The 9,868-nt window shown below is 65.4% G+C and carries 12 protein-coding genes; 5 read left to right on the top strand and 7 right to left on the bottom strand.

Going from position 1 to position 9,868, the window contains the following annotated elements:
• From AC1Q7F_RS10945 to AC1Q7F_RS10925, 5 genes are all read left to right on the top strand, one after another.
• On the top strand, positions 1-556 hold a 556-nt coding region (locus AC1Q7F_RS10945; RefSeq protein WP_492506632.1), incomplete at its 5' end, for a hypothetical protein.
• A gap of 421 nt (positions 557-977) precedes the next feature.
• The gene (locus tag AC1Q7F_RS10940; protein ID WP_492506630.1) at positions 978-1,958 is read left to right on the top strand and encodes a hypothetical protein; all 981 of its coding nucleotides are present in this window, start codon (positions 978-980) and stop codon (positions 1,956-1,958) included.
• Positions 1,959-2,066: 108 nt separating this feature from the next.
• Complete coding sequence (locus AC1Q7F_RS10935) at positions 2,067-2,675, top strand: OmpA family protein (protein WP_492506628.1); 609 nt, start codon at positions 2,067-2,069, stop codon at positions 2,673-2,675.
• Complete coding sequence (locus tag AC1Q7F_RS10930) at positions 2,672-3,886, top strand: flagellar motor protein MotA (RefSeq protein ID WP_492506626.1); 1,215 nt, start codon at positions 2,672-2,674, stop codon at positions 3,884-3,886. Before AC1Q7F_RS10935 ends, AC1Q7F_RS10930 begins: the two co-directional genes overlap by 4 nt.
• A gap of 3 nt (positions 3,887-3,889) precedes the next feature.
• The gene (locus tag AC1Q7F_RS10925; RefSeq protein ID WP_492506624.1) at positions 3,890-4,930 is read left to right on the top strand and encodes a peptidoglycan -binding protein; all 1,041 of its coding nucleotides are present in this window, start codon (positions 3,890-3,892) and stop codon (positions 4,928-4,930) included.
• Positions 4,931-4,932: 2 nt separating this feature from the next.
• On the opposite strand, the gene AC1Q7F_RS10920 is transcribed toward AC1Q7F_RS10925, so the two are convergent.
• The 7 genes from AC1Q7F_RS10920 to fabI form a co-directional block, all read right to left on the bottom strand.
• On the bottom strand, positions 4,933-5,490 hold the full coding sequence (locus AC1Q7F_RS10920; protein ID WP_492506622.1) for a DUF5655 domain-containing protein: 558 nt from the start codon (positions 5,488-5,490) through the stop codon (positions 4,933-4,935).
• 12 nt (positions 5,491-5,502) lie between these two features.
• On the bottom strand, positions 5,503-6,036 hold the full coding sequence (locus AC1Q7F_RS10915) for an SRPBCC domain-containing protein (protein ID WP_492506620.1): 534 nt from the start codon (positions 6,034-6,036) through the stop codon (positions 5,503-5,505).
• A 16-nt stretch (positions 6,037-6,052) separates the two neighbouring features.
• Complete coding sequence (locus tag AC1Q7F_RS10910) at positions 6,053-6,400, bottom strand: ArsR/SmtB family transcription factor (RefSeq protein WP_492506618.1); 348 nt, start codon at positions 6,398-6,400, stop codon at positions 6,053-6,055.
• Positions 6,401-6,466: 66 nt separating this feature from the next.
• On the bottom strand, positions 6,467-7,324 hold the full coding sequence (locus AC1Q7F_RS10905; protein ID WP_492506616.1) for a phytanoyl-CoA dioxygenase family protein: 858 nt from the start codon (positions 7,322-7,324) through the stop codon (positions 6,467-6,469).
• Positions 7,325-7,393: 69 nt separating this feature from the next.
• Positions 7,394-7,825 (bottom strand): cupin domain-containing protein, encoded by a 432-nt coding sequence (locus tag AC1Q7F_RS10900; protein ID WP_492506614.1) that lies wholly within the window; start codon positions 7,823-7,825, stop codon positions 7,394-7,396.
• 81 nt (positions 7,826-7,906) lie between these two features.
• Entirely contained in the window at positions 7,907-8,992 is a 1,086-nt protein-coding gene (gene aroC / locus AC1Q7F_RS10895; RefSeq protein WP_492506612.1) for a chorismate synthase, read from the bottom strand.
• Between the two features lie 6 nt (positions 8,993-8,998).
• The gene (gene fabI / locus AC1Q7F_RS10890) at positions 8,999-9,853 is read right to left on the bottom strand and encodes an enoyl-ACP reductase FabI (protein ID WP_492506610.1); all 855 of its coding nucleotides are present in this window, start codon (positions 9,851-9,853) and stop codon (positions 8,999-9,001) included.
• Positions 9,854-9,868: the final 15 nt, after the last annotated feature.

Genomic DNA, 9,868 nt, shown 5'->3' with positions numbered 1-9,868 from the left:
GGCCGACCAGCAGCGCCGCCGCGACGCGGAGGAATCGGCCCGCCGTCTCCAGGAGCAGCGCCGTCAGGCGGAGGATGTGGCCCGCCGTCAGGCCGATGACGACCGTCGCCGTGCCGCCGATGATGCCGCCCGGCAGGCCGACCAGCAGCGCCGCCGCGACGCGGAGGAATCGGCCCGCCGTCTCCAGGAGCAGCGCCGTCAGGCGGAGGATGCGGCCCGCCGTCAGGCCGATGACGACCGTCGCCGTGCCGCCGATGATGCCGCCCGGCAGGCCGACCAGCAGCGCCGCAGCGACGCGGAGGAATCGGCCCGCCGTCTCCAGGAGCAGCGCCGTCAGGCGGAGGATGCGGCCCGTCGTCAGGCCGATGACGACCGTCGCCGTGCCGCCGATGATGCCGCCCGGCAGGCGGATCAGCAGCGCCGCCGCGACGCGGAGGAAACCGCGCGACAGATGCAGGAGCAGCGCCGCCAGGCCGATGAGGACCGTCGCCGTCAGCAGGAGCAGGCCCCGCCGCCGCCCCGGACAAGGTCGGGCGCCGAATCCCAGATCCCCTGAAAAGGTCGTGATGGTCGGAAGAGGGCGGCGGACGGTTCCGCTGCCCTTTCCGATAAAGGTGGGGCGGATGCTATCGTTTGTTCGCCATTCAGGCCGGCATCAGGGCTGCTTTGGCCAGTTGCATCACGCTTATTAAAAACGCGTTCCCCTGTGAATGGCCAGCCGCTCTGGAGGTAACCAGCAATGCGCTTGACATGGCTTTAAGAATGGGAACGCGAGCAGCGGCGCAAAGGGCAGGAGGAGTACGAACAGGCCAAGAAGCTCATCGAGAGGTCCAGGACCCGGACCTCGTAATATCGCGCACGCCAAGTATAATCCAACCCTGGTCATCTGGGTAAAACCTATCAAAGGATGTATATGTCCCTTCCTTGCTCGCCCTGAGGCTTGTAGATTGGTGCGGGTTTGCGCGGAGGGGGCAAGGATGAGTAATCGGGAAACGGGCGATGGCCTGGGCGGGACGGCGGGCAGCGCCGTTTCTCCGCTTCTGCGTCGGGAGGTGGCAGCCATGGTGCGCTACGCGCTGGGCAACGGCGTCACCATACCGGTCGAACTGCTGCCCAAATTGTCTCTGCTGGACAAGGACGATGTGCCGCTGGCCAATCTGGCGGAACTGCACAGCCAACTGGCCAATCTGGTGGCGCCGGCCAGCCCGCGCACTATCCTGCTGCTGGCCGAGGATCCGCACGCCGGGCGCTTGCTGTCCAGCTTCGGGCCGCTGCCCAATATCCGTCGGCTGCTGTTGGCTGCCGTGCTGTTCATGCTGTTCTTCATCCTGGCCAGCTTGTCTGAACATGTGAACGCCACTACCATCCGTCAGGATATCTACAGCCTGGACCAGAAGCACCTGTTGCACATGCTGTTCTATCTGATAAGCGCGGCGGGGTTGGGGGCCAGTTTCAACGCCCTGTCAACTGCCTATCGGTTCGTGGAGGCCGGGACTTATGATCCCCGGCTTGACAGTTCCTATTGGATCCGCATCGTCCTGGGTATCATTGCGGGATTGCTGATCTCGCAGTTGGTGCCGCTGGGGGCGGTGGAGATGCCGGGTGAGGCGACGACAGCGGGCGATCATGGCACCAGCCTGGGCAAGCCTTTGCTGGCCATGCTGGGCGGCTATTCCGCAAACATGGTCAATGCCGTGCTGCAAAGGCTGGTGGAGACGGTGCAGTCCGTGTTCAAGGGCGACAGCAACGACAATGCAGCCACGCAGGAGGCCGCGGCGCGGGCCAAGGTCGACCACCGGGTCGAACAGCATAAATTGTCGGTCGCCGGCGATCTATTGGCCCTGCACCATGCCATCCGCAGCGGCACCCCGCCCGCGGAACTTCTGGAATTGACGGGTCGGCTGTTGGCGCGGACGGTGCCGGGGATGGCGCCGCCGGCGCAATCCCCGAAAGATTGAGGCGCATCAAGGGTGGCCCACGGCGTCCGCGTCGGCTATCGTCGCCCTGGCCCTGTGTCCTGTGACATGTGGCGGCCATAATTTCCCGGTTTCCTGTCGGGCATGATGATGCGCATACAGACCGCCCTTTCCTTGTCGCTGTTGCTGTCCGTAGCCCTGCTTACCGGGGCGGGGGCGCAAAACAGCATACCTTCACTGCCCGCCGCTCCGGCGGCGACAGCCCCGCCGCGCCCGCCTCTGCCCGTGCCCGCCACCCCGACCATGAATGTGGAGCCCCTCCCGGTGGCGCCGGTCGAGGCGGAGATACCGGCCGCACCGGTCACGGAGCTACCGCCGTCCCGCTATCCAGGGCCCGTGACCGGTCCGGAACCAGCGAAGATGCCGGCGGAGCGCAGCACGCTGGTCTATGCGCCTGGGGCCGAACCGCTGCCCGCCGGGACCGACGCGGTGCTGGCCGATATCGTGGCGCGGTTGAAGGCGCGGCCCACGGAGCGGCTGGAACTGCGTGCCTATGCCAGCGGCAAGCCCGACCGGCCCACGGAAGGACGGCGCACCGCCCTGATCCGGGTGCGCGCGTTGCGCGACCGGCTGGTGCAGCAGGGCATCGATCCGCTGCGCCTGCTGGTCTTCGCCGATGGTTCCCCGCCCGATACCGCCACCGGAACCGTTGCCGGCGGCCCGCCCCCCGACCGTATCGACCTGGTGATCCGCCCATGAGCCTGTCCGCCGACCGCCGTGCCTTCCAGCCGGGCCAGCCGGAGTTGCCAGCCCCGCCCGCCAGCCGCCCCCGCCGGTTCCTGACCCGCATGGCGCTGTTCACGGTGGCGGTGGCGTTGATCGCGGCGGCCTTGCTGCCGGCGCTGATGAACGCCTTCATGGCCAATCCGGGGCTGAACGGGTTGATCTTGTTCACCCTGTTGCTGGGCATCTGGTTCATCTTCCGTCAGGTCACCACCCTGGGACCGGAGGTGGCGTGGTTGGAGGCGTTCACCGCCAATCGCGCCACCGGGGCCGCACCGCGCCTGCTGGCGCCCATGGCCCGCATGCTGGGCGAACGCCAGGGTGGGCGTTTCACGCTCTCCACCGTGGCCAGCCGTGCGCTGCTGGACGGGGTGGGCACGCGCCTGGACGAGGGGCGGGAGACCTCCAAGTACCTGATCGGGTTGCTGATCTTCCTGGGCTTGCTGGGCACCTTCTGGGGTCTTCTGGCGACCATTTCCTCCATCGGGTCGGTGATCGGCGGGCTCAGCTTCGACAATGCCGACGTGGCCGGCGTGTTCGGCAATCTCCAGGCCGGGCTGTCGGCGCCGCTGGCCGGCATGGGCATGGCCTTCTCCTCCTCCCTGTTCGGGCTGGCCGGGTCGCTGGTGCTGGGCTTCCTGGAATTGCAGGCGGGCCAGGCGCAGAACCGGTTCTATATGGAGCTGGAGGATTGGCTGGCCGGGATCACCCGCCTGTCCAGCGGGGCGCTGGGCGAGGTGGAAGGCGGGGGTGGCGGTGGAGGGTCGGTGCCCGTCTATATCCAGGCGCTGCTGGAACAGACGGCAGAGAATATCGAGCGGCTGCAATTCACCATGGCCAGTGCCGAGGAAGGGCGGAAGGCCCAGAACCACCATCTGGCGCAGCTCACCGAACGCATCGCCACGCTGACCGACCATATGCGCTCCGAACAGCAGGTAATGATGCGCTTGGCCGAAGGTACGGCCCAGATGCGCCCCCTGTTCGAGAAGCTGGCCGAAGGAATGTCCAATGGCGGCAGCCTGGGCATCGATGAGGCGACGCGGGCCCATATCCGTAATCTGGAACTCTATACCGCCCGTATCCTGGAGGAGACGACCCAGGGGCGCATCCAGTCCACCCAGGAATTGCGCAGCGAGATCAAGATCCTGGCCCGCACCATTGCGGCCCTGGGCGATGCGGAGCGCTGATCCATGGCCTATGTCCGGCGGCGCGGGTCACGGGGCGACAGGGTTGATGTCTGGCCGGGCTGGGTGGATGCGCTGTCCAGCCTGACCATGGTGGTCATTTTCCTGTTGATGGTGTTCGTGCTGGGTCAGTTCTACCTGACCAACGCCCTGCAGGGCCGCGACCGGCAACTGGCCGATCTGCAAAGCCGCGTGGCGCAGCTGGCCGACGCGCTGGCCCTGGAACGGGACAATAATGCCCGCATGCAGCTTGACCTGGGCAAGCTGACCGACCGGCTGCGTGCCACATTGGCGGAAAAGGACGCGTTGCAGGGCCGCCTGGACGCGCTGGGTGCCGCTGCCGACGCCGCCGCTAATGGGCAGGACCCGCAGGCAGCGTTGACGCGGGAGCTGGAAGAGGAAAAGAAGATCAGCGCCGCCGCCCGCAACGAGGTGGCGCTGTTGAACCAGCAGATCGCCGCCCTCCGCGCCCAGTTGCAGCAGCTGGTGGCCAGCCTGGATGCGTCGGAAGCCAAGGCGAAAGAGCAGGAGGTGCAGATCGCTGACCTGGGCAAGCGTCTGAACGCCGCCCTGGCCGGCAAGGTGGCGGAACTGGCCCGCTTCCGCTCGGAATTCTTCGGCCGGCTGCGCGAGATTCTAGGTAACCGGGATGATGTCCGCATCGTGGGCGACCGTTTCGTCTTCCAGTCCGAAGTGCTGTTCGACAGCGGTTCGGCCGAACTGGGGGAGGCGGGGCAGGTGCAGTTGGGCCGGCTGGCCAAGACGCTGCTGGAACTGGCGGCCCGGATGCCGCCGGAGATCAATTGGATCCTGCGGGTGGATGGGCATACCGATATCGTGCCGGTGCGCGGCGGCCGCTGGGCCAGCAACTGGGAGCTATCGACGGCACGTGCCATCTCCGTCGTGAACTTCCTGGTGCAGATGGGCGTGCCGCCGGAGCGGCTGGCTGCCACCGGATTCGGGGAGTTCCAGCCGCTGGAGCCGGGCAACAGCCCCGGCGCCCTGGCGCTGAACCGGCGTATCGAGCTGAAGGTGGACAGCCGGTAGGATCAGGCCTGCTCGTACGCCTGCCGTAGCCACCCGATCAGCGCCTCGTCCACATCGTCGGGCCCAGCCACGCGGACGCGGTGGCTGCACATGGCGTTGAAACTGCCCGACGCTTCCAGCCGTCCCGCCGGCTCCACGCCCTTCAAGTTCAGCCCCACATCCAGGCGCGTGGCGGTGGAGGGCTGGATCAGGGCGAACTGTTTGGAACGGCGCAGGCTGACATAGGTCTTCTTCGGCGATATTTCGACATCCGCCCCGAATGATCCGATCCGTTCGACAAGCTGATCATAGAACGGACGCAGCGCCGCCTTGGCGCCGGCATATTGGGCGGCGATCAGGTCACTGTCGGCTGCCGGCAGATCGCCTTCCGCCGCCCGGTGGGCGATCAGGTTGGCATAGCCATGGCCCAAGCCATGATCGGCCTTCAACCGGTCGATGATGGGCTTGTGCTTGTCCAGGCCCCAGCCGCGAACCATTGCCACCCATTCGACCAGGGCGCGGCCGGACTGGCTTTCCAGGTTGCGGATCATGCTGGCTGTCATTTCATCCACGGTCGCCATGATGTTCCCCCCTCACGCTGCCGTCCGATCCTGCAACGGCCAGTTCGCCGCCAGGGTGCGCTTGGGCAGGACGAAGCCCAGGGCGCCGAAGATGGCATACATGACGCGGGTGCCCAGTGGCGGCTTGCCCGTCTCCACGATGGATTTCAGGTTGGTGAGGATGAAATCACCGCCCCAGCTCATCTGCTTGGCCGTCTGCGTGCCCAGCGGCATGTTGTCCACGGTCAGCGTCACCTCCACCATGCCGTCCGCCTGTGGCACCAGATCGTAGGTGACGGTACAGGGGGCATCGTCGAAGCGGGTGAAGCGGAAACTATGGGCAAAGCGACGGGGCGGGTCAAATTCCAGCACCTCCCCCACTACCAGGGTGCGGCTGCCGTCGGCCGTGCGCATCTGCACGCCGGCACCGGTGTGAAAGCCGGTATTCACCATCAGCCCGTCGAACACCGCCTTCTGCGGACTGTCGGTCTTGGTCAGTTCCCGCCAGATGGCGTCAACCGAGCCCTTGATCCTGGTCCGGAAGATCTTTCTGCTTTCCTCGCTCATGCTCACCGCCCCCTGTTCATTGTCCCGTTTCGACCTTGCGTTTCAGGTCCAGCAGCCCGCCGGCCCAGAAATCATCGAACTCGTCCGACCAGCGGCGATGGATGGCGCGCAAGGGCAGGGTGTTGACATAGAGCCGCCGTTCCCGCCCGGCCTTTTCCGACACCACCAGGTCCGCTTCCTCCAGCACCTTCAGATGCTTCATGACGCCGATGCGGCTCATTTCGAAGCGGTCCAGCAGGTCGGAGACGATGCAGGCCGGCTGCGCCCGGATGAGGTCCAGCATCCGCCGCCGTTCCCGGCTGGCCAGAGCCTGGAACACCGCATCGGTCGCCGCCTCGTCCAGTTGGTACAGATCATTGTTCATAGGTAACTATAAGGTTACATATTTGGGCGCGAGTCAAGGGGGCACCGGGAAGCGGATTTTCAAATGTCAGGCAAAGCCGCGCGCCGGATCGTGGGCCGGGCGTTGTAGCCAGTTGCTCGCAGGATAATCGCAGGCCCCGTCCACGACATGGATCGTATAGGCGTGGCGGGAATGGTCGGACCGGTTGCGCCCTGACAGGTGCGGCAGCAGGCCGTGCAGCAGGATCAGGGTGCCGCGCTTGGCTTCCAGCGGCACATAGCCGTTCTCAGGATTGCAATCGGGCCAGGGGCTGGCATCCAGCACTTCCATGCCCACCCCGCCCGCATCGGTGCGGTTGAAGCGCTTCTTCAGCCCGTCCCTATGGCCGCCGGGCAGGGCCCACATGCAGCCATTGTCCAGGGTTGCGTCCTGCACCGCGAACCACAGGCCGACCACGCTCATCGGCTCGGTATAGAGGAAGGTGCTGTCCTGGTGGCACACCACCTCGCCGCCGATGCGCGGCTGCTTGAAGATATACATGGACTGCATCAGCAGCGGCTTTTCCATGCCGATGTCGCGGGCGACGGCGCCCAGGCGTGGATCGCGGGAAAAGTGGTCGAAGACGGGGTCGCGGTCATGCAGGGCATGGCCGATCTTGTTGATCGACAGGTGCTTCTCCTGACGAAGACGACCGGTCGCATCAAATGCCTCTTCCTCGAAGAAGAAGCGGATCTGGTCGCCCGACGACATGAAATAATCGTCCGACGTCTTCTGCTGATCGACCGTGGAAAAGATCGAGGCATGGGCATCGGTGTCGAACCCGTCGACCAGCCGCCCGGCCTGGGCCATCAGTGCATCGCAGTCGGCATCCGTGGCGAAGCCGGGGAGCATCAGGAAGCCGTCGCGGTGATAGGCGTTGATCTGGTCTGGGGTCAGGTAGGACATGGAAACTCTGCCGACTTAGGATGAGGCGATGCCCCATCCTACCGCAAAGCAGGCCAGTCGCGGCAATCGTCAATAATGCCCGTCGCTGTCCTTGGGCTTTTCCACCCGCATCTGGCCGTCGGCACCCAGATAGATGGCCAGAATCTTCACCGGTTCCTTGCCCAGGTTGCGGCCATTGTGCCAGGCGATGGTCTCCACGAACGCATCGCCGGCCTTGAACACCCGGTCGGGCAGGCCCTGGGCGGATACCGTCACCTCGCCCGACACGATATACCCGACCACGGGCATGGGATGGCGGTGCAGGCCGGTTTCCCCGCCCGGCGCCAGTTCCACCAGCAGGGCGGAAACCTTGGCTTGGCCTTCGGGATATTTCAGCGGCTTGCCGTCGCCCGTGGTGACGGTGTCCAGCAATTGCTGGGCGGTCAGGCCCTTGGCATCGGCCAGGGCGGAGCCAGGCAGCAGCAAGGCTGTGGTCAGCAGCAGGGCGGCGATACGCATCATTATTCTCTCCCGGACATTGTTTCGTGCCGGGAGAGTACATCAACTGCCGGGTTGGAAAGGCCTGTCCATTGGACAGATCAATCACTGCCCCAGGGCGCGGGCCCGCAGGAAATGGTCGGCCAGGACCGTGGCCATCATCGCCTCGCCCACCGGGACCGCGCGGATGCCGACGCAGGGATCATGGCGACCCTTGGTCAGGATATCTGCTTCGTTACCGAAACGATCGACAGTCTGGCGCGGCGTCAGGATCGAGGAGGTCGGTTTGACAGCGAAACGAACCACGATATCCTGGCCTGTGGAGATACCGCCCAGGATGCCGCCGGCATGGTTGGACAGGAAATGCGGCTTGCCATCCGGCCCGATGCGCATCTGATCGGCGTTTTCTTCCCCGGTCAGGCTGGCCGCTTCGAAGCCGCTACCCACCTCCACGCCCTTCACGGCGTTGATGGTCATCATGGCCTGGGCCAGATCGCTGTCCAGCTTGTCATAGATCGGTTCGCCCCAACCGGCGGGCACGCCGCTGGCCACCACCTCGATCACCGCACCCACCGACGATCCGGCCTTGCGGATGGCGTCCAGATAGTCCGCCCACTGCGCCGCCATCACCGGATCGGGGCAGAAGAACGGGTTCTCGTCCACCTGGGCCCAATTCCAGCGGGACCGATCCACCTTCAGCGGACCCATCTGCACCATGGCGGCGCGGATGGCGATGCCGCCGCCGGAGGCGGTTTCCAGAACGCGGCGGGCCACGGCGCCGGCCGCGACGCGGCTGGCCGTTTCCCGCGCCGAGGAACGGCCGCCGCCGCGATAATCGCGGATGCCATATTTGGCGTCATAGGTGAAGTCGGCATGGCCGGGGCGGAACTTGTCCTTGATCTCCCCGTAATCCTTGGAACGCTGATCCTCATTCTCGATGAACAGCATGACGGGGGTGCCGGTGGTCATTCCTTCAAAGACCCCGGATTTGATCTGCACCCGGTCGGGCTCGCGCCGCTGTGTGACATATTTGCTCTGGCCCGGCTTGCGCTTGTCCAGAAAGGCCTGGATAAATTCCTCATCCAGGGGCAGGCGCGACGGCACCCCGTCCACGATGCAGCCGATGGCGGGGCCATGGCTTTCGCCGAAGGTGGTGAACCGGAATAGGGTGCCGAAGCTGTTGCCCGCCATTTACGCTCAGCCCTCGCCCATGCCGGCCAGCAACTTGCCGGTTTCCACGGCGGCATCCACCTGCACCATGCCCACGGTGTGATAGCCGCTGTCGACATGCAGGTTTTCTCCCGTCACGCCGCTGCCCAGATCGGACAGCAGGAACAGGCCGGCATTGCCGACCTCGTTGATCGTCACGTTGCGGCGCAGCGGCGAATTCAGCTCGTTCCATTTCAGGATATAGCGGAAATCGCCGATGCCGCTGGCGGCCAGGGTCTTGATCGGGCCGGCGGAGATGGAATTGACGCGGATGCCCTGCGGGCCCAGGTCGTTGGCCAGGTACTTGACGCTGGCCTCCAGCGCCGCCTTGGCCACGCCCATGACATTATAATGCGGCATCACCTTTTCCGCCCCGTAATAGGACAGGGTCAGCAGGCTGCCGCCTTCCTTCATCAACGGCACGGCGCGCTGCGACACGGCGGTGAAGGAGTAGCAGGAAATATCCAGGCTCTTCAGGAAGTTGGCGCGTGTGGTATTGAGGTAGAGCCCGTCCAGCTCATTCTTGTCGGAAAAGGCGATGGCATGCACCACGAAATCCAGGCCGCCCCACTTCTCCTTGATGGCCGCGAACGCGGCGTCGATGCTGGCCTCGTCGGTCACGTCGCAGGGCAGCAGGATGTCGGAGCCGACCTGTTCGGCCAGCGGCTTCACCCGCTTCAGCAGGGCGTCGCCCTGATAGGTGAAGGCCAGCTGGGCGCCGTGCTGCGCCGCGACCTGGGCGATACCCCAGGCGATGGAGCGATCATTGGCGACACCCATGATGAGGCCGCGCTTGCCGGCCATCAGGCCGCTGCTGGTTTGGGTCGGGGCGCTGTTTGTCATTCTATTCTCTCCGCC

The organism is Niveispirillum sp. GW835-FHT14G11 (assembly GCF_058793615.1).
This window is presented reverse-complemented; position numbering and strand designations above follow the sequence as displayed.